Raw genomic sequence first — 22,684 nt, 5'->3', positions numbered from 1 at the left:
AGTACTATATAAGATACAGAACTGGAATATAGAACGGCAAATAGGATAGAGTAGAATCAGTAATAGTACAGAATGAATCGAAATGAATCTGAAAAATGAAGTTGCAGGTATGTTTCAACCTGCAATGGAAATTGAAGCCTTTCAGCTAAATTTTTGTTTTGTGAGACAAATCAGACTAAACCAGACCTCTGAAGAGTCATAAGGTCTTCGGTGGTGAGTTTTGCTCCACCCTTGAACTTTTCGAAGATAGATTTAGCATCCTTCTGAAGTTCGGACTTAACAACGCGGGATTTCCCTTCTTTGTCTTTCTTCTTAAGCTTGAAGATTTCTTTGTCAAGGTCCCGGATTTCTTTCTGGGCATTGATGAAAGCCTTGTGCTGCTCGTCAGCTGCTTCCTGGGCTTTTACAAATTCCCTATGGGCAACGTCAGACTCTGCCCGGGTTCTGTCAGCCTCTTTGAAAGCTGCAATCATCTTCTCATGATATTCCTGGGCCTGCCTGGCATATTCAGCCAGCTCGGTATGGAATTCTGAGGCTTCATCTCGGATTTTCTGGGCTTCGTCCAGAAGAGTCTTCAGTTCGGAGTTGCCCTCTAGCTGAACTTTTTTGACCTGATACTGCTTTTGAAGCTGAGTGATCTTCCCAACGAGTTCCCTTTCCTTGGTTGTGCTAAGGACTTCAGTCTGCTGGGCGAATTCGAGGCGATCGATGTCTTTTCTCAGAGCTTTGATCGAAGGACCACCAAGATTGCTCTGTTTTCTGATGGAGTCAGCCTTTGCAAAGAGCTCGTTTGCCTTAGCATTGGTGTCATCACGCTTATTCTTGTATTCGCTGACCTTCTCATTAATTTCGTCTCTGAGGACTTTTAATTCCTGGGCTTCATTGATAAGGTCTTTCGTCTTCTTGTTCAGGTCGTTACGCTTTGCAGCGAGTGCACTAGCCTCTGCGTTTAAAGTATTCCTTTTTTCCTTGGATTCTTCAGAAATGTCTTTCAAATCTGATCTTTTTTTCTGCAATTCCTTTAGCATCTCTTATTGTGCCTCCCGATCCAGCAAAAAAGCTGGCATTTTAGTAGCTCTATTGTTCGATGTCGACATGCTGTGCCTGATTACAACATTGATAAGAAAGAGATTCAAGAACAGGGATAACGGCTCTAAGGTCTTTTTTTGTTATGACCACGTCCGCATATTCCCTCAGGATGGGCTTGGGATTGAAAGCTATGGCAAAACCTGCTCTCTCAAAGACACAGGCGTCGTTTGCGCCGTCCCCGACAACTACACATTGCTCTGGCCGAACCCCATTTAGTCGGGTGAGTTCTTCGAACACCTTTGCTTTGGAGTCGCTCTGTGTTATTGGGCCGACAACTTTGCCTGTAAGGCAGCCGTTTTCCACAAGCAGTTCGTTGGAAACAATGAAATCAATACCAAGCGCTTTGCCTATCGTATCGGCAGAGATGGTAAACCCACCGGAAATCATTGCAGTTTTATAGCCTCTACTTTTGACATAGAGGATAAGTTCTGCCGCTCCAGGCATTAGATCGATCTTGTTTACTGCATCAAAGGCAGCTTCGAGAGGAAGTCCCTTTAGAAGCCTAACCCTTTCAATAAGCGCTTGCTCAAAATCGAAGTCTCCATACATCGCTTTCTTCGTAATCTCCTCTACTTTGCTTACAACACCTGCAGCCCTGGCGAGCTCATCGATAGTCTCAGCGTCTATAAGGGTGCTATCCATATCAAAAACAATCAATTTGTTTCCAGTAAAATTATGCATAGGACAGTTCACTCAATCAAAACCTGGACCTGAATAACTATTAGATATAGCGGGATAATTTCCCGAAAAAGGGCATGCTGCCTGGTGTACCTTCTTCAGGGGTACCCCCGCAATTTAATATAATAAATTTGCCCTGACATTAAAAGCCCACCAATGGATAAAGTTTTCAAATTATAATACGGGTTCTGTGAAACAAGACCACAAAACAACACATTGATGTCAACGTTTTTGAGTGAAATAAATCACATCCTTTTTAAGCTTTTCGGAGGGGCAGAGAAAGATATTGAATAATAGTTATATATTGCATATGTTTTTATAAAAGAAAGTTGATAAGGACATAATTCGCCAAAAGGATTATAAACCCATTAGGAATTCCATTATTGAAGAAATTGGTTAACACAGGATTTTGAGAAAAATGGTCAACATAGGTTTTATAAAAATGGGCAACCTGGGAATGAGCCAGGTTATCAATCTGCTCCAGGATGAAATTGCAGCAAGAGAGGGAATTACGGTACGTGTATTTGGCACAGGTGCCAAAATGAGCCCTGCCGAAGCTGCAGCTTCTGAAAGTTTCAAGCAGTGGGATGCAGATTTTGTGATAATTATCAGCCCGAATGCAGCAGCTCCGGGCCCCAAAGCAGCTCGTGAAATATGGAAAGACGTTCCCTGCATTGTGGTCTCAGATGGCCCAACAAAGAAAGAAGCCAGAGAGGCTCTTGAAAAGGAAGGTTTCGGATATATGATCCTCCCAGTAGACCCTCTTATCGGAGCCAAAAGAGAGTTTCTTGACCCTGTAGAGATGGCATCCTTCAATTCCGATGCAATGAAAGTGTTATCCGTTTGTGGTGTCGTTAGACTCGTCCAGGAAGAACTGGATAAAGTAACTGACCAGGTTGCTTCCGGAAAATCAGGAAAGGAACTGGAGCTTCCACACATTTTTGCAAAACCTGAAAAATGTGTTGAGTATGCAGGCTTCGAAAACCCTTATGCAAAAGCAAAAGCTCTTGCCGCCCTTCACATGGCTGAAAAAGTGGCACAGGTTAACTTCCCTGCATGTTTCATGTTAAAAGAAATCGATCAGGTATGCCTGACAGCAGCAGCTGGACACGAAATTATGGGAGCCGCCGCTCAGCTTGCAATACAGGCAAGAGAGATTGAAAAATCCAATGATACCGTACTAAGGCAACCCCATGCAAAGAACGGTACTCTGCTGAAGAAAGTAAAATTATACCAGAAGCCAGAGTAAGCCCGGAAAACCTTAAGGCTTAAATCGGAAGCTTAAAGGGAGGAGCGAATAATTCCCTTGATAAATAAGAGGAAGACGGTCCTCCAATAACTACTTTTTTAAATTGTTGTGCAAGTACTTGGTAGTATTTCAATTTATTATTTAAATGTCAGTAATTTTTCAATTTATGATACAAACTTCAGGCTATATTTTACGAGTTCTATTTCTTAGCATCTTCAACTTCTTCCAGTACCGATGTATATTCCTGAAAAACAGAGTGAAGATCTATAGTAGCCAGTATGTCCACAACTCCAAGAGCTGCAATAACTTCTCCGTCTTTCGAGTGAATGGGAGCAACAACTACATGTTTTCCCCTGTACACGCCTTCTGTAGGGACTTCGTGGACAACTTTGTTTGTTTTCAATACTTCTTCGAGCACAGGCCCTGTGTAGTCTCTGTCAAGGATTTGACCCTTTTCCAGGCGAAGTCCTTTTCGCTTGAGACTGCGAATGGTTGTAGGAAGTCCAATGACCGAGTGTATCGCAACTGCTAGTGACTCGAGGTCTTCAGGCCCTGAATCTTCTGAGATAGTTAGGGTAGTAATCTTTTCACCCCTGTAAATTACTTGAGACCGGGAAAGACACAAATTAAAGGCTTCTCAGAAATGAAAAGCTGGATCCGACTTTCCGGTCATATTTATAATATATTTTTTCAAAGAATATATAATCACTCCTCATTTACAAGGGCTTTTATAAACGCCTGTTTATGCAGTTCCCCTGACTCATGGATTCCACCGACCTCGCCACGTGTCGCCCGACAGGGGTAATGCTGGATCAACAGCCCGGCTTTTGGAGGTGCATCTTTTACCTCCGTTCCGACTATTTCCTTTGCCATATACCAGGTACTCCCACATGGAGCACCTTTTATTACCTCGACATCGGCAATTTTTCCATCTTTTGTTTTTACCTTCAAGATAGGAGACCCAAAGAGTTCCGCAAACGGTCTATTGAAATCGTTGGGCTCAAGACTACAGCAGATCTCATCTACCTCGACATCCATACCTGAAACTTCGGAGATCTTTTTGAGTTCAGGAACTGAAGCCCTGGATGGTCCACCCGGAACTATAAGAGAGCGCACACCGGCTTCTGCCGCAAGTTTTGCAATTGCAGATGTCAGATCCGGATGCAGAGAGTAAGTAATTATAATTTCGGCAGAGAATACACGCCTATCGAAGTTAAGGGCTTCCAGATATTCATCAGGCTCTTCAATAAATACAGGCACAAATTCAGGCAGGTCCGCAGTTACGATTGAAAAATCACTATGCTCCCTGACAGTCTCAATCAAGCGGTGCCCGTACTTGCCCCGCGTAATTACTCCTATTACAGTCATATTATTCTAAGCTATTTTTAATATTACATAAATAGATGCTTATTTTGTTTCAATGAACGCACTGTATACACGAAATTAGCTTTGGAGTCCTAAAATAAAAAATCCATTAAGGCTAACGGAACGGCCTGATACATTACTTTTAGTTGTCTCAACCTATTGAAAGTGATCTATATAAATTTTCTATAAAACCAGAAATTATGTATTTAAAAGAGAAGAGAAAGTATAAATTACAATGGAAATGAAAATTCGAAAGGGAGAGAATTATCAAAAAATATATGGACTGATCAGTGATGATAAAGGAAGGACAAGAAAAAGAGAAAAATAACAAAAGATTAATTGAACATCTAAGAACTGAGTTAGATCAACTGAATACGAACTCTAAATCTATAGAAGAATTAAAAAATGAACTATATGTGAAGTTATGTCTTAAAGAGTATTTAGAAGAGTGTGATCCAGCATACTGTTCATTTAGAATCACGAATTCCTGCGAGTACATAAAAATTTTGAGGAGCTTAAATAGAGAACTTATTAATATAGGATGAAATTATGATAAATCAAACCCCACATATAGATAAATTTGACACAATAATAGCAAGTTGCAAAGAATTATTCCTAAAAAAAATGAGTGACTATGGAACATCGTGGATACTATTTAGATTGGAATCTTTATTTGATCAATTATGGATTAAAGCAAAAAGGATCAGAACACTAGAAGAACTTAAGGACCAGAAATTGATTCCGGAAGGAAGAGAAAGCGAATATGTGGGGATAATAAACTATTCGTTAATGGCCTTGATGAAAATCTGTTATGATCAGCAATTACCTAACCCCGAAAAAGTGCTTTCTAATGGGGAAATGCCTGAAATTGCCCAAGAAAAAATGTCTCAACTTTATGATGAAATTACAAGTCGAATAAGGATTCTCTTCATAAAAAAGAATCACGACTATGGGCAAGCATGGAGAGATATGGAAATTTGTTCGATTACAGACCAGATATTAGTGAGAATACTAAGAATAAAAACTATTTTGAAAAATGATAGAAACCTAATGGCGTCAGAAGACTTAGATGCTCAATTAATGGATATAATAAATTATGCGATTTTTGCACTTATTAAGTATGAAGATTATTCTAAACCCGTAAATGAAATAGATCTTTATAAAGGCTGTAGGTTTTGTAATCCTTTAGAAGAAGAAAGAATATTAGTACGAAGAAAAAATTTCTACGTTATGCTTTCTTTAGGGCCTTTAGTAGAAGGTTATTGTCTAATCATTCCGAAGGCTCACATTACAACTTTCGGGAAGCTACCATCTAACCTTTTTAATGAATTTTTAGATTTGAAAGAGAAAGTTACCGCGATTCTTAAAAAAGTATACAAAACTGATTTTGTTTTGTGTTACGAACATGGGAATATAGCAACATCAATAGGTCTTCCCCCAAATGATAATCATGCACATATTCATATTTTACCAGTTCCAAAAAGTATTTCTTCTTTAATGGTAAAAGAAATTGAAGACGATTTAAAAAAGTTTCCTATCAAATATTATAGTTTTACAGATTTCTGGGAAGACTATCATGAACATCATTCAGATGAGCCTTATATATTTATAGAGAAAGATAACCAGACTATAGTGTTTTACCTCCTTGATAACACTCCAAGAAGCCAATATTTACGCTACTTGGTGGCCAAAATTTTAGGACTCGATGAGAAACTTGTTGATTGGAAATCACACCCAAACTGGGAAAGAATTTTGGGCTCTAGGTTAGAACTTTTACCCCATTTCATTTTAGAAAGGGAGGAAAATGACAAAGTTAAAAAGTGAACAACTTGATGATGTTATAAAAACTTCCACGAACTTTATATTCTCAAAATATAGATGTATAAATAATAAGTGTGGGTGGCATCAGCATTTAGATAATATAGAGAAAGTCGGGATAATAGCAACCTCTCAAGCCCTAATGTGTATAAAAGGATCAATAAACGAACCAAATAGAAATAAAGTTATTCGCTCCTTAAACACTATCATAATTTTTCAACAAGAAGATGGCGGATGGAAATACGAATCTAATTTTACCAGTGAATCGTGTGTAGAGCCTACGGCATGGGCTTTATTAGCTTTGGCAGAATATTGTCAAGAAAATTTTCTTGATAATAAGTTAAAAATTAAGCTTCAAGCTTCTATAAAAAGAGGAGTGAAACTAATATTATACGATTATAATGGAAAAGCTTGGGCTCCAGTAAATGGAATGGAAAGTAGAACATACTCAACTTGTTTGGCAGTAAAAGCACTTAGTAAAGCATCTGGACTAGATATACTTAGTAGAACCCTGAAAGCAACAACTAGAGAAAAAATCAGCTTGGGTGAGCAATATTTAAGGAACATTCAAAACGATGATGGAGGATGGGGAGAAATAAAAGGATCAGATTCCAGACACGCCCATAGCGCACATGTGGTTTCAACGCTAATAGATATAGGAAATAACTTTACCGACGAGCAGATAGTAAAAGGGGCAAATTATCTATTAAAAAATTATAATGAAGACTTTGAATGGGAAAATTGTGGATCTAAGTCGGGCATTACAGAATTAATCGATTTTCCTCAATGCAATTGTAGAGTAACATATTACCATTTTACAAATCCATTGGTATTAATAGCTCTTATTAAAGCAAGAGCAATAAATTCGAAGGTAAATCTTTCAAAAATAATGAGTGAATTAGTTCAAGAAGGAATACAAAACAAAGGAGTATGGTTTCACCCAAGCATACCAGATACTAAAACTTTATGGGCAATCTACGATATGCTTATGTGTATCAAACTTTTTGAAAACGCCAATGCAATAGGTCTATTTAAAGACAGCTGGACTGGACTGGCGAAGGATAAATTTATATATGTAAAAAAATGGATAAAAAACAACTACAAATCCTTAATAGGTACTATACTACTTTCAATAATTGCCAGTTTAATTTATGAACCAATCTCAAAGAGATTATTTGGTTGAAAAAGCTTGCATAAACCTTGTAAAACTTCAAAGAAAATTTGGGTTAAATTCTTGAGGTAATCAGGGTAATATCCCAGACTTTAGATTAATGAAATAATTCATTGAGCGGAAAACAAATGCTTTCTAAACATTATAATCCTTTCTCACAATTAGGGCTCAGTAACACAGGAAAGAAATTAATACCAAAAAATAAATGATTGGGATTGTTAGTGAATACAGCCAATCATTAAAGCCCGTTATCATCCGCAAATTTTATCAGGGTTTCTCCTAACATCCTGACATGAGTGGGGTTAAGGTTGAACCTGGACCTCTTTACGCCTCCCCGCTCCTTTGCAAGTTCGACATACTCTTTCTCAAAGCGGTCACTGTGTGCCAGGGAGATCGTCATATACCAGCCTCCTCCCATCTTAATCTCCACATATCCATCTCCGCTTTTCCCCTCAGTGCTTTCTTCGATATTCTCTTCAGATGTATCCTTCTTTACCATATGTAAACCTCATAGTTTCCTATTTTTAAATGAAATCTGTGATCTTTTCTTAATACTAAAATACGCGATTATATACAAGACATATTAGGCTGAAATAAAAGGATTTCCAGGTAACAGTTAGTTTTTATTATCAAATTTTAGTTCAGTTATTAGATTTTATAGTAAGTTATCAGATTTTATTTTGTTATTCGATTTTATTTTAGTTATTAGATTTTATTTTAGTTATTAGATTTTATTTTAGTTATTAGATTTTATTTTGTTATTCGATTTTATATTAAGTCATCTGACTTAAGCCCTGAACTCAACACGGCCGGAGGGACCATTCCCGAATGCACGGCAGTTGCGACCAGGGCTCCTTTTATTCCTAGCTTATCAAGAGTAAAAAGATCCTTCATATCCTTGACCCCTCCGGCAAGCAGCACGCTATGCCTGGAACATTTGACCAGTTTTCGAAGGAATTCTGGGTCAAAGCCTGAGGCTGTTCCAACCCTGTCAAGGTCAAGGAAAATGAGGTCTTTTAAGGGTAAATTATTTAACAGTTTTACGATTTCAAAAGGAGACTCCGGAAGCTCAGGATCATTTTTCAGGACTTTACCATGCTTTATATCAATGCTGACACTGATCCTTCCGGAGTTTCCATAAGCTGCATCTTTTATTGCCGAAAGAGTACCTGTCTCTGTGCCTATCACGGCAGTTCCTGCAATGGAAAGGGCTTTGTCCGCGTCCTCTGGAGCTGATATCCCGAAATCAAGCATTGTGTCTGCCCTTAAGCTTACTTCCCTAATTACTCTGGCATTGATTTCAAGAGGCCCTTTGCCCTGAAGCACATTGAGGTCGGCAATATAGACTTCACTGGGATGCAGGAGTTCCACTATCTCTACAGGGTCCGAGCTGCTACATACAGTACTTGAATCTGAAACCGGAAGGTATTTTTCCCTGACCCCGCCCTTTGCAAGAACTACGTTACGGTTAAATATATCCATCACAAAAACTACTCGGAACATACTTATTCAATAGTTGTATCATCCTATAAAAAAGTATAAAATAAAGAATATTGTATAAAAAGAGTAATATTCACTGTAAGATTCCAATTAGATGTTTATTTAGAGGCTTTTTATGAAACTGCTTATAAGTCCAATTAATAAAGAGGAAGCAATAATTGCTTCCAGAGGCGGCGCAGACATTGTAGATGTCAAGAATCCGAAAGAAGGTTCCCTTGGCGCGAATTTCCCATGGGTAATAAGGGACGTAAAAGAAGCTGTAGACGGTAGACAGCCAATAAGCGCAACCATAGGAGATTTTAACTATAAACCAGGAACTGCTTCCCTTGCAGCATTTGGAGCAGCCGTTGCAGGAGCAGACTATATTAAAGTTGGCCTTTACGATATCCATACTGAAGATCAGGCTTTCGAGCTTATCACAAAAATAACACAGGCCGTAAAGGACTACGACTCGACAAAAAAAGTTGTTGCCTCAGGGTATTCGGACTACAAGCGCATCAATTCAATTTCTCCATTACTGCTTCCTTCAATCGCCGCAAAAGCTGGAGCAGATGTGGTGATGGTTGATACAGGAATTAAGGATGGAAAATCTACCTTCGAATTTATGGACGAGGAAGAACTTAAAAGGTTCACGGACCTTGCCCATGGGTGCGGACTTGAAAACGCGATTGCAGGCTCCCTGAAATTTGAGGACCTTCCAGTGCTTGAGAGAATCGGACCGGATATTATCGGGGTTCGGGGTATGGTCTGCGGAGGAGATAGGACAAATGCAATCCGGCAGGAACTGGTAGAAAAGCTCGTAGCTGAATGCCAGGCTTGAAAAACTCTTTTTGATTTGAAACTGAAATTTTGTGCCGGCAGGTCACCAGACAGGCCTGCCGAAAAAGAATTATAAGTAAATAACTATTTTTGGTCTGATGTTTGTTTTCGGACACGTCGGGATCACTCTAGGGATCTTTTATCTCCTGAGCCGATTACTTTCAAAAAATAACTTCTGGGTAAAGGTTCCGTGGATTGCATTTGGAGCGCTCCTTCCAGACTTTATCGATAAACCTCTTGGCAGGATAATTCTTGCCGAAACCATAGGAAGCGGGCGAATTTTTGCCCACACTCTCCTTTTTGGCCTTCTGCTGGGCCTGACAGGTTACTATCTCTATAGACAGGGGAAACCTGAACTCCTGATTATTGCAGGAGCATCCTTTTGCCACATTTTAGAAGATCAGATATGGAATACCCCTGAAGTATTTTTCTGGCCGCTCCTGGGCTGGGGGTTTCCGAAAGACACGATTTCAGCAAGCTTTATTGAGTATCTTATGATAATTTTTAGTAGATCCTACCACCCAGCATTCACAGAAGTTTTTATCTCAGAAACCGTCGGACTGACTATAATTGTCCTTCTTACTGTTAAGTATATAAGCGAGAAGAAAAAAGAATTCTGCTATAACAAAAACCGCACATGATATTCTTTGAATAACAGGCACAAAGAAATGAAAGTATTCTACTTTACCTTTTTTCCTATTGATCTCGTCATTGCCTTGAGTGGTAAGGTTGTCCTAACTGTGGTTTTTCAAGCCATCGCTAAACTAATCAGGGAATTGCCATAAAAGAATTTGATAAATAAGCTAATGAAGCTTTAATATAACACATTAAAGCAGAATAAGAAAAACATCTTCAGAAACAGCCTGAAAGTTTTCCATTCTGGTGAAAATAGCTGGTTCCACCATACAACATACCCGGGCCTATTCCCTGAGATAGAAGCCCATTCAGTATTTCCATACCTGCCTATGTTGGTCCTGTTTCCATTATTTTCTGGCTCCTTTGAATAGTCAGATTCTGGATAACCGGCATCGATACATGGAGAACTCACAGTATCTTTTACCCACGTTTTTCCATTCCATCTTCCACCTGTTGATTTCAGGTGATAATCGTGATTTATCTCGTTTGCAAAGTGAGGGTCTACATGGATATCGCTTGTCGAACTGGCGTTCATGTAGTCTCCTGCGGAGTTATTGTAAAAGCAATTATTTTCCAACACAAAGGAATGCGTTTCAGGAAGATAATTAATAACTCCATATCCTGTTCCGTTCGGGTCTTTCGTACGTTGCAGCGTGTTTACAATAATATTATTGCGGACAATTGTGGTATATCCTGTACCTTTGGGTGAAAGATCGGTAGAACCACCTGTAGGATACATATGGATAATTGCAGCGTGATACGTACCATCAAATACGTTATTCTCTACAAGGGTATTGTAAAATCCACTTGTTACTATACCACCTACCCAATCTATGTTTGGGTCCGTACCAGTGCCGTAGAAAACATTGTGGTGAATATATACATTCTCTGCCTCTTCCATGGGATAAGAATAACCATATCCTAACAGCCATATCCCGGGTCCATAGGTGTTATGAATAGTATTATTATACACCTCTATGTCACTCATCACTCCTGTTGTTTTCTCAATCAGAATTCCAGAACCACCCGCACTCCAATGGGAAAAGGAATCTATTATGTTATCATGGAATTTTACATGGTTTGAATTCAAGATTCTAAGACCGCTGTTAGTCCTGCAGGTTATTGTATTATTCCAGGCCTCTACATTCTGACACTGGATTGCAAAAAGACCGTCATGCCCCAGTTTATAAATCCGGTTATCGTAAAACTGGATATTAGAGCTTCTCTCTATCTTCAGCCCATCTCCGTGCCCGTCATGCATGTACATAGAGTGAACCTGAATGTTGCTGGAGTTTAAGAAATAAATATGATTGTAATATCCCTCTCCTCTATTTTTTTCCTTGTTCTTGTCATGATTTCCATTGATTTCAAATCCTTTTATAGTAATATTCTGGCTTCCAGAATTGTCCATCTGCGTAATCAGAGGCTTATTTTTTGGCCAACCTGCTTTATCTTCAAGTTTAATTACGGCTGTCGGATCTCCTTCCAGAATAGTGTCGTTTCCAATTAAAATACTGTCCGAGATGATGTATGTATTGGGGCCCTTCAGATGAACGGTTGTGAATTGAGGGTTTTCTGCAACATATGCGAGAGCTTTGTTTATTTCTACCTGGTCGTTACTTCCATCACAGTTAAAATTCCCTCTCCCATCGGCAGAAACATAAACAGTTATACCTGGTGATGTAGTGGAGAGAGCGGTTGTTCCTAATGCGATCAAAAAAACTAAAATTGTAAAGTAGACTACGGTTTTTTCCCTTTTTTGCAACCTATGTCTCAGAATTTTCCCTTTCATTTTTATTCCTAGATTTTTTAGTATTAACTCTCCGGGCATGAAAAAAACCATCTTCAGAGAATATTATCAGTTAAATTTTAGCATAGATTAATATTTCTTTTTAATTCCGTTGACTCAGTACCAAAGCGCACATGAAATTCTTCGAATAACAGGCACAAAGAATGAAAGTACTTGAAAGAACTTTCATGCTAATCTAGTGATGAATATAAAGTTTAAAATCACTAGATTTTGTAATTAGTCACAATCCTTGTGATACGACTTAAGAATTGAAGTCTTTAGATATCGAATATTGATTTTGATGATAACTGGCTTCTTCTTGCTAATTCAGATTTTCAATCCAAAAATGCAAAAATCACTGGATTTTGGAACAGAGTCCCTTTGAACTCACAATTAAATTTTCAAAATTAAATACAAAAACAATTTTTAAGATTATTGCTACTGTGCATTTCAAGCAGAACATCAAAAAATTTTTTATACCCTTGTGCCCCTTTTTTAAAACATCAAGTTTTTTGCGAAGTTGCGTTCTCGTTTATTCCCAGTCTTATGTAATTTCACTATAAGTCAAAAATTTGTTATGTGATTATAAGCACAGTTGGTCGCTCGGTGGGGTCTTATGAGGGGGAGTTTTTCAGTCACAGTGGATCTTGAAGATTGGTATCATATTCCTTCAGTCTGCAGTTCTCCTTACGCTGTTTACAGGACTGTGAATGAGTTTTTTGAAAAATGGGACGGCAGGTATGATTACCTGACTGAACCTACAAAAAAGTCACTGGATATTCTCGATGAGTTTAATGTGACTGCTACTTTCTTTGTAGTCGCAGACATTGTCGAACATTATCCTGGACTTGTTGAGACAATTGCGGAAAGAGGGCATGAAATTGCATGTCATGGTCTGCATCACGCCTGCAAAATCGATCCTGAGACAAAGGAGCGATTGATGAGTGACGACGAATTCGAGCAGAAAACATTGTTTGCGAAAAAGATTCTTGAAAAAGTTAGTGGAGAGAGAGTTGTAGGTTACAGGGCACCAAATGCCTTTGTAGGTGGCTGGATGCTAGATTCACTTGAAAACATCGGGTTCAAATATGATTCCTCAGTTTCCGTAAATTCTCTTTATAATAAAACGGATTCGTCCCTCAAGACAGTCTCATCTTTTCCTTACTACCCTTTAGAGAACGGGCTTGAGGCAGGCGACGACAGAAACTTTATTGAGTTCCCCTGGGCATACTATCAGAATGTACTTAAAATTCCAGCATCTGGTGGCCCAATACTCCGCTTTCTTGGAGCTCCTCTGGTATTGAATGGGCTTATCCAGAGTTTGAAAAGAGGACATACTATCTTTTATTTCCACCCGATTGATATTTCCTGCACTAAATTTCCTTCAGTAGGGAACAACAGGCCATTTTACTGGTGTATGAAAGGAAAGCTTATAGAACGTAGAATTCGTCACATTCTGAAATCCCTGAATGATGTTAAAAAAGTGTGCCTGAGGGATTACCCAGAAATATAACCTTTAGAAAGGTTTTCTAGATATAATTGAAAATTTGAAAAGGATCCTGGCAAGTCTAAATAGGACTCACGCGGTTGAACTGAAGAGTCAACAGCATCAGAACGTTAGCTGTATAAAACGCGACTTTAATCCATGGCCTTTGCCATAATTGATTTTGTTCCTCAAGTGCGTAAGTCCTATATAATAACAAGTATAATAAAGAATAATCAACACTGAATATTAATTATATAGGACAAATATTTATACCCTAAACTTTAATTGCTTATTTAAATAGATTTAGTCATATATGATTTGCGCGATTTTACGATATATTCCTCCATGTATTTCCTCACTCCATCTATTTTTCAGGGAACCGCCTAATTATCCTGATCTTAAACGAATGATTTCTTCTGATGGACTAATTAGGGACATGCAGACGCTGGCAGGAATAACAAATAAATCTGATAAATGATGTTCACTTCGTAGGTTAAAAGCTGCATATAGTCTTCGGAGGATCTGTACTCAAAAAGGATATACTTAATATACTGTGAGTTATTGTGACAGAAACAATAAAGTCTCTGGATAAGGGTATATATCTGAAAGCCTTTAATTGTCGAAACATTTCACCATCAAAACATTAATTAGGTTAAGGCAGGTATATCAAACTGCACTTAGGGCACAACCATTAATTATTTGTTGGGCCGTTTGAATATAGAAGGAATAAGGAAGAGAAGAAACAAATAAACAAAATTTTAGGATCGAAAGTTTTTGGGCCTGTGTGCTGCCTGTAAAAGAAAAACTCTTTTAGAGTGAAACCAAGTTTTCAGGAATAGATCATAGTTAGGTGCGGAAACTGGACTCTGCAATTTTCAAAAAGGATGGGGGACACATTGTCTAAAACTACTAATAACATATTAAACCTTATAACCTCAATTTCTCTATTACTATTGGTTTATAGCCTTTTTATTCTCAGGGGAATTCAGCCCAAAGGATACACAGTCGATATCTATGAACAGCTTCCTTTTCATTTTTACCTTACCCTGCTCTTTTGTTACGTTTCAGCCTGCGTTCTGCTTCTTGCATACCGAAAAATGAGCGCAGTTCTTATACTGTTTCTTGTCCATACTACAGTACTGATAACCCCTCACATGCTTGGTTATGTTTCAATAGGCAGGGGAGATGAATTTTCGTACCTCGGACTTGCAGGACATGGTTCATTTTGTAACCTTTCGGGCTTTTCCAACCTTTCTCCCACGGGTCCTCTGCTCGTTTCAGCTCTGGCTCAGATTTCAGGCCTTGAAACGTCGGCACTTTCTTACTTCTTGCCAGTATTTTTCTCAATAATATTTATTACTGGAATGTTCCTGTTCTATCGGATTTTTATGAGCAGGGAAAAATTGGTCTTAACAGCTTTTCTCTCCTCGCTTATTCCGTATTTTGGCCATTTCCAGACCTCAGCAGTTCCTTATTATCTTTGCTTTTGCTTGATACCTCTATACCTTCTTGTGCTGAGAAGCGTAATTTCAGATAAAAACAGGGCAATGGCTGTTTGCCTTCTTTTCATGATACCATTGATTCCTTTAGCTCATCCCTTTATTTTTGCATATCTTGTCTGTTTCTCCCTATCCCTTGCCCTATCGAGTAAAATACTGAAGCCTGAATTTGTCCGTAAAATCCTGAGTATCAACTTTTTCTTCTCTGACGGTTCCCACCCTGCAGGAAAAAAAATGAATATATTTGCATTCCTGTCACTTATCTCGGGAGGCTTCCTGCTTTGTGCGAAATATACTCTTCAGTTCTTTGATATATCTATTTCAAACCTTATCCTGCGCACTAAAATGATAGTGTCCGCAGGCTTTTCCACGTTTCCATCAACTGAAAACGGAGTTTTAGAGTTTGTACATCTCTTGAATCTCTACTACGGCAAATATTATATTCCTTTAATTTTTATCCTGATCAATTCCGTAATCGTATGGCAGAATCGTAAAAGGTTTTGCCATCATTTTGTTCGCAGGTACCCCCGTTTTCTGGTCCTCTACATAGTAACCTTTTTCCTGGAGATTGCTTTCCTTTTAAACCCCTTCATTCCTTACCCTCCAGATAAGTTTGCAAATTTGAGCTTCATTATTTTTGCCCAGATTCCTTTGTTGGGGTATTCCCTTTACATTATTTTCCTTAGAAAAGGGTATACTCTTGGCCTTGGCTCTGCAGTGCTGGTTCTCTGTCTGCTCTGGACACTGGGATTCTTCACCTGTTTCAGTTCGCCGTATACAGGTGGAGTTTCTGAAGCTATTTCGGAAAATGAGGCCGATGGGGTTCAGTGGTTATCCTGCGTGAAAGAAACTTATCCATATGTTATGTCTTGTACAGACAAGTACGAAATCATCGCCCAGCCTGAGATACTTGGCAGCAATATAAATGATTCTAAAAACAGTATCTCTGTAGAAAAAGCAGCAGAAAACGAAACTTTCTATATTGCAGAAACGACTTTTTCTGAGGCTTTGAATGCCAGGGAACAGGGATCCAATAAAACATCAGTTTCTACAAGCGGAAGTACCTTCAAACCCCAGGCTGCTTATCCTGTATATAAGATCTATGATTCCCTTAATATAGAAATTTATGAATATGTCCCGTGAACGCCCCTCTGTTTCGTCTGGAAGTCGGATCTCTGGAGAAGCTAATTTCCAATTTTTGAAGGTTTGACTTTTTCGTTTTTTTGGAATGAAAGCACTTTTATTAACAGAATATTTAGCTATGAGAAAAACAGGATTAAACAATTTAAAATTCATTTACTGACCGTGGCATTCACTTACGGAGTGTTCACTTATAAGAATCAGGGATTATTTTAAGAATCAGGGATTATTTTAAGAATCAGGGATTATTTTAAGAATCAGGGATTATTTTAAGAATCAGGGATTATTTTAAGAATCAGGGATTATTTTTTACAATTTGCGTAGCTTCAACTATAATGCCATCTGATCCTTTAGTGCTTATTTTTTTGGCAGGGAGACCTGCAATTGAAATGCCTTTTTCATAAAATGAGTTATTTACAACGGAGTTTGCCCCAATTGCTATATTGTCCGCAATTAGGATATTTCCAAAAATTTTGGCACCAGGCCCGATATATACGTTATTTCCAATTTGTGGGGCTGAAGCCTCATTCCGATTAGATCCTATGTTAGTACATGCATGTATTCTGCAGTTCTCTCCAATCCTGACATTTTTGTTTATGATGATAGTTCCTCTATGGGCAATACACAACCCTGGACCAAAGACATTTATTGGAATACTGAACCCTAGATGAACACTCATCATGTAGAACCTGAATAACAAGTATTTGAGATATAATTTGGAAATTAGAGATTTCTTACAGTTGTTATAATACTCAGTTTTTCGTAGTAATCTCTGAAATTTCCATATATCATCACCAATTAGTCTAGGGCGTCTACAATGTTTCCCTAAAGCAAACTTGTCTGCTTTTACGTAAAAATCATAATCTGCTTTCGACTTAATAATAACTATACCCCTTTACTTACTTTTGCAGAATTTAGAAGTTTCGATAGTTCCTAGAATCTGATAAAGTTTAACTTCCCAAACTCCCTGAAGTAGAATATAGGTAAAACGATAAACCCTACGGATTAAAGAGATAGGACTTACGCACTTGAAGTACAAAATCAAGCACTTTCGACATTGTGACTTGTTTAGTGTTTTAGACAATTGAAGGTTTAATGCTATCGATTTCTCAGTCCAACAGCGTAAGTCCTAAGAGATTTACGCGCTCAGAAGCCTAAAATATATAACCGTAAACAATCCAATCAATTATGGTAAGGATTTATATAAAAATTAGAGTAAGAGTACTTCTTATAAGAATTACTTATTAATGGTTAGTTTTACTTCAACATTGAAGTGAAAATTAATAGGCAAATTTTAAAATTTTAGTTGACCCCAAAACTCAAAATTAAGTCTCTTAATCCGTATTCTGAATAATCAAGGGAGTTTTTTATCGTGGGAAATAGTTCTGACTTTCCTATCAATTTAGGAACAAAATTGATTTTAGGAAGAGATCAATCAATAAATTAAAATCAAATAAATTTTAAAAATTCAGGTTTCCCATGAGTTTACTTTTATTTTTAAAGTTAAGATGAACTTTTTAGAATTTTATTCGTGGGATTTAAACAACGGGAAGAATGCAAATAATTTCAAGGGGAGTTTATTTACAGTCCTGAAAAGATAAATTTTTTTAACATTGAAGAATTATAGTTCAATGTATTGGGGATTTGAAATGAATGGAAAGAAGCAAACGTACAAATGGGGAGACAGAAAAAAGTTATTGTTTCTTGGTATAATTTTTGTTTGTATAATTGTAAGTATAACCCTCACTCTATCAAAGACATCCTGTACAACAGTTTATGTTGCTACCAACGGAAGTGGAGATTTTAACTGTGATGGAAGTGATGACCAGGTAGAAATAAACAAAGCTCTTGCATATGCTGCAGAAAACCCAAAATGCACAACCGTTCATCTGAAAGGCCCCAGTACATACATCATCTCGGGCAGTATTTTAATTGGAAACAATACTATTCTGGAAGGAGATCCGACAGCCGTAATCAAACTTGAAGATAAAGCAGATTGGCCTCTAGAAAAACCTATGATTACGCAAATGAACAGTGCTGAAAATCATGATATTACCATAAGGGGATTTGAGATTGACGGAAATCACGACAAAAATAATGAAAAAAATAGGGGAAAGGGATATTACAACCTGATATATTTCCTTAATTGCAAGAATATACAGGTTCACGATATGTATATGCATGACAGTCACGGCGATGGACTTAAAGTCGTAAAATGTTCAGGTGTTAAGTTTTACAATAACCGGGTATATAAGTTAGGTCATGACGTCCTCTACGCTATCTATTCTTCGAATATAGAGGCCTGGAATAATAAAATAACGTGCAGAACGAATAGCGGTTTGAGAATTTACAATACAAACCATGTAAAATTTTATAACAATATAATTGACTCAGAAGGAGGAGGAGGGGCAGGAATTGAAATCCAGAAAATTGGTCCGTCAACTGTGATGAATGATATTGAAATCTACAATAATCTGCTATACGAGACGAATGCAGCAGGCATATGGATCACAGGCTATGGGCCCGAGTATTCGAAAGATTCTGCAAAAGACATATTCATACATCACAATAAATTTTATAAAACCGGGATTAACGAGGGTGCGGACTGGGCAGGGGGCATAGTGCTTAGTGGTTTCCAAAATACTGTGATAGAGAATAATAAATTCGATGGCTGCTATGGCGCTGCTATTGCCCATAAACAGGTCAGTGATGAATTTTCAGCCCCAGGTTCAGGCTATATGACTATCGTGAAAAATAATATAATAATTAATACACAGTCCAGTCCTGCAGCTGGGAAAGGATATGCTGTATACAACCAGCTAAAAAATACCCATTCCTTTATCCTGGAAAGCAATTGTCTTTCAGGCAACGCCGGCGGGAACTATATGGGTGCAAACTCTACCTCAGACGTTAAAGCTGACTCCGAACTTGCAGCAAAGTTGAACGCCAATGAGTCTTTGGGCAAGGACTTTCCCTGGAGTGAAGCTATGTCTGCCGGACCGCAGACGCCTTATGAGATAAATGAAAGCAAAGCCCAGACCGGCCAGGAAGAAAGCTTTGAGTCGAGCCTTAAAAGAGCTTTTTCAGAGTTTATAAAGTTCCTGAAAAAATTATTATTAAATATTTCGATGCAGTTTGATAAGGCGGAAAACCTTAAAATTGCTTTACCTTTAATTATTTCTGACAACAGGCTGAGAGAAGAAGCCCCAAATACCACTTTTAGTGATAGTGAATATATCGATATCGGAAAAAAATCCGATGGGGGCATTTATAGAGGCGTTATAATCTTTGAGCTGAGTTCACTTAATCAGACTGACCAGGTTGAAGAGGCAACTCTATCTTTATTCTGGCACTACCCGGAGAACCAGATAAGATCAAAAGATACTATACTGGAAGTATACAGACCTATGAAATGGTGCAGAGAACATGTTACCTGGCAGCAAAGGGAATCTAATGACCCCTGGAAAAACTCTGGAGGGGACTGGTATGACAGGAATGGGGTCTTCCAGGGAAGCACCCCATATGCCACGATAACTATCAGTGGAGATGAGACCCCTGACAACCGCTACTACGACCTGGATGTAACAGAACTTGTGCAGGAATATATAAGTGGAAAGTACGAGGATACAGGTTTCCTTATAAAGGCTCGCGAAGAAGATGAAAACTATATAGCTTTTTACAGTTCTAACTGGCAAAATAAAAATCAGAGACCCAAACTCACTATAGAGTATACCTGAATGTCGATAAAGTTGGTCTGGAAATATTTTGATTCATGAAGAAAAGAACATATAGACATAAATGAAGAAGTATTTAACTTTTGATGCTACTCTTTGAACATCTGAGATTACTTTGGGGTTACCTTTAGTGTTTGGGATTTCTATACCCCAACTGAAGGTTCTGGTAGATCAGAAATATCTTGTTATTGGAGCTCTCCTGCCTAACTTAATAGACAAAACAATAGGAAAATCGAGCAGTATATCGGATTTGCTGTAAATTTGAAGACAAGTTTTTGAGTACTATGGAGAAATTGACCTTCCGAGAGGGAATTTTTTATTCAATAACTTATTGAGATTTGTGATTTTACAGAAAAACCAGTACACTGTCATTCAAAGAGTAATGAATAAAAAAACGGAAAAATTAAAAAAAATATGGAAGAATAATCTTCCAGGCCTTAACGAGCGAATCCTACTCTTTCATTCCTTTTCTTCTCGACCTGCATATCGAAAAGCATTCCAAAAAGAAGCATCTGAAGCCCCATGCCCAACACAAGGAAACCAAGCAGAGGGTAGTAAGAAGGAAGAGGATTTTGCAACAAGACCTGCAAAAGACCCCATAGTCCTAAAATAACACCCACAGGCAAGGCAACCATTCCAAGGAAATAAAATAGTACAAGTGGATGGAAGTCCAGCACCGTATATTTGACCCTCAGCCTCCATAGAAAACCTCTAAAGATCATGGGAGCTACTTTGCGAATAAACTTGCCGTAGTGAATCTTTGATCTCTCTCTACCGTACCGGGCGGGCATTACCACATCCATTACTCTCATTCCAAAGGCATTAAGCTTGATCAACAGGTCGTTACAATAGCCATAATAAGGGTAGACTGAGTCTAAATCGATAACATCCAGAGCCTGCCTGGAAATAGCTGTATATCCATTCTGAGGGTCCATAACATGCCAGTAACCGCTGCCTATTTTTGTAATAAAGCTGAGGAGAAGATTTCCAAGAGATCTCCATTTGCTCATTCCGGTCCTAAAATTGTCAGTGAGTAATCTGTTTCCTTTTGTATAATCAGCTCTTCCCTCAATGATTGGGAAAATCAACCTGGGAAGTTGAACAGGATCCATTTGATTATCTCCGGCCATAACCGCAACGATATCCATCTCGTCTTTCAGGGCAAGTTTATACCCGTCAATTATTCCCGCACCTACCCCTTTGTTTACTTCATGGCGCAAATAGACGATTCTGGAGTCTCCGAACTTTTTTACAATTTCCCCTGTCCGATCTATACTACCGTCATCGATTACGTAAATTCGGTCAACATATTCGGGGATACCGCTTAGAGTCTCGCTTATAAGTAATTCCTCATTATAAGCAGGCACGACAACTCCAATACGCGTGCTCTCAAGTTTCCTGAATATAGGGTCCACATCAAAACTCAGATAGTTAACCTTGAGTCCTTCGGTTTTCGCTGCAGAAAGCAAGGACTTTAAAGTTAAATGCTGTTTATGTGAACTGATTTTCTGCATTGAGTCCGCAGTTATTGCAAGAAAGCCTATTTTTTCCTTAAAGGTGTTTTTTCCATTGAAGAGCATTACTGTTTCCTGCTCACAGGTAATGCGACAGGGCCACGAACCCACAGATAGGTCAAACCCATTTCTTAAAGGCTCAAGGACATGAGAAAGCAAATCTATATCCTGCATGCATTCCGGATAGATAAGAACCACAAGTTCAGAATCAAGAGATACCTTGTAGAAGACATCAAGTAATGCCTCCTCCCCTCCGGAGACAGGAATAACTCGTGCCCCTCCCAAAGCAGCTACTTCCATAGTTCGATCAGTAGAACCTTCGTCAAGAACGAGTACACGGTCCGCGTAACTTGCCGCAATTAAGACTTTGCTTCCAATTGAAGTTTCCTCATTCTGAGCTGGAATTAAGACCGTAAATTCATGCCTGAGCAACCTATCGGGAAGTTGAGATGGCGAAGATACTATGCTAATAGGATCAGAGATTAGAGAATTAAGACCAAGTGCAAGGGCTGAAAACAAACCCAATCCACCCCCTTATACATATGCATATGCTATAACCCCCTTTATCTGTATAAGTGGAAAAATATTAAAGGCTATCATACTAAAAATTATGAGAGTTAGATATATATAAGGTTAACATCTGACAAGGATAGTTTCGTAAAAATATTAATAAGGAAAAGTTATCCTTACAAATGATCTTTATGAATAAAAATAAAAACGAAGAATAATTCAAATAGAGAAGAATAATTCAAATAGGAAAGAATAATTCAAATAGGGAAGAATAATTCAAATAGAGAAGGATAATTCAAATAGAGAAGAGCAAAGCTTGCCACTAAAGTAAATATTGAAATAAGCATTAGTGTATTGTGAAGATAATTTCATAAGTTTAGCAAGAGTTTGATTAGTATATTGAAAGGATTAATGTCATACAGTATAACAGGGGTTTGAAACTGGCACCTGCAAACTATAGATTCCCAATATAGGGTAAGCCGAAACTTAGCTAGCGACTTCCAGAGGGTAACTACCAGAAATACTAAGGCAGGAAGATACTGAACAGCTTAAAAATCAACAGGCAAAATGAGCAAAATAGTATAATAGTGAAAGAGCACTGGAAAAAGAATTTCAATTCAACGCCAAAACATACACTATAATAATTTTTATTTGTTTGGTGGGGCTACATTATAAAATAAGGGTGAC

The 22,684-nt window shown here is 38.2% G+C and carries 18 protein-coding genes; 9 read left to right on the top strand and 9 right to left on the bottom strand.

Annotated features, from left to right (window positions below; translation table 11 throughout):
* Positions 1-170 precede the first annotated feature (170 nt).
* Positions 171-1,028, bottom strand: coding sequence for a coiled-coil protein (locus MSKOL_RS00965; protein WP_048153279.1), 858 nt, complete (start codon positions 1,026-1,028; stop codon positions 171-173).
* Positions 1,029-1,077: 49 nt separating this feature from the next.
* Entirely contained in the window at positions 1,078-1,770 is a 693-nt protein-coding gene (gene serB / locus MSKOL_RS00960) for a phosphoserine phosphatase SerB (RefSeq protein WP_197078798.1), read from the bottom strand.
* A gap of 415 nt (positions 1,771-2,185) precedes the next feature.
* On the opposite strand from serB, the gene MSKOL_RS00955 reads away from it, so the two are divergent.
* Positions 2,186-3,016, top strand: coding sequence for a F420-dependent methylenetetrahydromethanopterin dehydrogenase (locus MSKOL_RS00955; protein WP_048116874.1), 831 nt, complete (start codon positions 2,186-2,188; stop codon positions 3,014-3,016).
* Between the two features lie 199 nt (positions 3,017-3,215).
* On the opposite strand, the gene MSKOL_RS00950 is transcribed toward MSKOL_RS00955, so the two are convergent.
* Together MSKOL_RS00950 and MSKOL_RS00945 are read right to left on the bottom strand one after the other, a co-directional pair.
* Positions 3,216-3,641 (bottom strand): DUF2111 domain-containing protein, encoded by a 426-nt coding sequence (locus MSKOL_RS00950; RefSeq protein ID WP_082091000.1) that lies wholly within the window; start codon positions 3,639-3,641, stop codon positions 3,216-3,218.
* Between the two features lie 80 nt (positions 3,642-3,721).
* Positions 3,722-4,384: a DUF166 domain-containing protein gene (locus tag MSKOL_RS00945; RefSeq protein ID WP_048116870.1), complete on the bottom strand. Its 663-nt coding sequence runs from the start codon at positions 4,382-4,384 to the stop codon at positions 3,722-3,724.
* A 290-nt stretch (positions 4,385-4,674) separates the two neighbouring features.
* On the opposite strand from MSKOL_RS00945, the gene MSKOL_RS00940 reads away from it, so the two are divergent.
* The 3 genes from MSKOL_RS00940 to MSKOL_RS00930 are packed head-to-tail and all read left to right on the top strand — an operon-like array spanning position 4,675 to position 7,382.
* The gene (locus tag MSKOL_RS00940; protein WP_048153277.1) at positions 4,675-4,926 is read left to right on the top strand and encodes a hypothetical protein; all 252 of its coding nucleotides are present in this window, start codon (positions 4,675-4,677) and stop codon (positions 4,924-4,926) included.
* 4 nt (positions 4,927-4,930) lie between these two features.
* Positions 4,931-6,205 (top strand): nucleotide modification associated domain-containing protein, encoded by a 1,275-nt coding sequence (locus tag MSKOL_RS18995; RefSeq protein WP_082090999.1) that lies wholly within the window; start codon positions 4,931-4,933, stop codon positions 6,203-6,205.
* Positions 6,186-7,382 (top strand): prenyltransferase/squalene oxidase repeat-containing protein, encoded by a 1,197-nt coding sequence (locus tag MSKOL_RS00930; RefSeq protein ID WP_048153276.1) that lies wholly within the window; start codon positions 6,186-6,188, stop codon positions 7,380-7,382. The genes MSKOL_RS18995 and MSKOL_RS00930 overlap by 20 nt, the downstream gene beginning before the upstream one ends.
* 226 nt (positions 7,383-7,608) lie before the next feature.
* On the opposite strand, the gene MSKOL_RS00925 is transcribed toward MSKOL_RS00930, so the two are convergent.
* Both MSKOL_RS00925 and MSKOL_RS00920 read right to left on the bottom strand, forming a co-directional pair.
* The gene (locus MSKOL_RS00925; protein ID WP_048116866.1) at positions 7,609-7,869 is read right to left on the bottom strand and encodes a hypothetical protein; all 261 of its coding nucleotides are present in this window, start codon (positions 7,867-7,869) and stop codon (positions 7,609-7,611) included.
* Between the two features lie 269 nt (positions 7,870-8,138).
* Positions 8,139-8,873, bottom strand: a complete 735-nt coding sequence (locus MSKOL_RS00920) for a HisA/HisF-related TIM barrel protein (RefSeq protein WP_048116864.1) — start codon at positions 8,871-8,873, stop codon at positions 8,139-8,141.
* 112 nt (positions 8,874-8,985) lie between these two features.
* On the opposite strand from MSKOL_RS00920, the gene MSKOL_RS00915 reads away from it, so the two are divergent.
* Both MSKOL_RS00915 and MSKOL_RS00910 read left to right on the top strand, forming a co-directional pair.
* Complete coding sequence (locus MSKOL_RS00915; protein ID WP_048116862.1) at positions 8,986-9,690, top strand: (5-formylfuran-3-yl)methyl phosphate synthase; 705 nt, start codon at positions 8,986-8,988, stop codon at positions 9,688-9,690.
* 97 nt (positions 9,691-9,787) lie between these two features.
* Complete coding sequence (locus tag MSKOL_RS00910; protein WP_048153275.1) at positions 9,788-10,330, top strand: metal-dependent hydrolase; 543 nt, start codon at positions 9,788-9,790, stop codon at positions 10,328-10,330.
* Between the two features lie 173 nt (positions 10,331-10,503).
* Here the strand turns inward: MSKOL_RS00910 and MSKOL_RS00905 are convergent, their stop codons facing one another.
* Complete coding sequence (locus MSKOL_RS00905; RefSeq protein ID WP_048158070.1) at positions 10,504-12,117, bottom strand: right-handed parallel beta-helix repeat-containing protein; 1,614 nt, start codon at positions 12,115-12,117, stop codon at positions 10,504-10,506.
* Between the two features lie 613 nt (positions 12,118-12,730).
* Here MSKOL_RS00905 and MSKOL_RS00900 point away from each other — a divergent pair.
* Both MSKOL_RS00900 and MSKOL_RS00895 read left to right on the top strand, forming a co-directional pair.
* Entirely contained in the window at positions 12,731-13,627 is an 897-nt protein-coding gene (locus tag MSKOL_RS00900; RefSeq protein WP_048153274.1) for a polysaccharide deacetylase family protein, read from the top strand.
* A gap of 869 nt (positions 13,628-14,496) precedes the next feature.
* Positions 14,497-16,242 carry a hypothetical protein gene (locus tag MSKOL_RS00895; protein ID WP_048153273.1) on the top strand — a complete coding sequence of 582 codons (1,746 nt, stop codon included), beginning with the start codon at positions 14,497-14,499 and terminating at the stop codon, positions 16,240-16,242.
* A 292-nt stretch (positions 16,243-16,534) separates the two neighbouring features.
* On the opposite strand, the gene MSKOL_RS00890 is transcribed toward MSKOL_RS00895, so the two are convergent.
* Positions 16,535-16,921, bottom strand: a complete 387-nt coding sequence (locus MSKOL_RS00890; protein ID WP_231592330.1) for a serine O-acetyltransferase — start codon at positions 16,919-16,921, stop codon at positions 16,535-16,537.
* A gap of 967 nt (positions 16,922-17,888) precedes the next feature.
* Here MSKOL_RS00890 and MSKOL_RS00885 point away from each other — a divergent pair.
* On the top strand, positions 17,889-19,976 hold the full coding sequence (locus MSKOL_RS00885; protein ID WP_048116843.1) for a disaggregatase related repeat-containing protein: 2,088 nt from the start codon (positions 17,889-17,891) through the stop codon (positions 19,974-19,976).
* Between the two features lie 434 nt (positions 19,977-20,410).
* On the opposite strand, the gene MSKOL_RS00880 is transcribed toward MSKOL_RS00885, so the two are convergent.
* The gene (locus tag MSKOL_RS00880) at positions 20,411-22,012 is read right to left on the bottom strand and encodes a glycosyltransferase family 2 protein (protein WP_231592328.1); all 1,602 of its coding nucleotides are present in this window, start codon (positions 22,010-22,012) and stop codon (positions 20,411-20,413) included.
* Between the last annotated feature and the right edge of the window lie 672 nt (positions 22,013-22,684).

Source organism: Methanosarcina sp. Kolksee, assembly GCF_000969945.1.
In the GTDB taxonomy this organism is placed as follows: Archaea; Halobacteriota; Methanosarcinia; order Methanosarcinales; family Methanosarcinaceae; genus Methanosarcina; species Methanosarcina vacuolata.
Note: the sequence above shows the minus strand (reverse complement) of the source record. Positions and strands in the feature narration are given on the sequence as shown.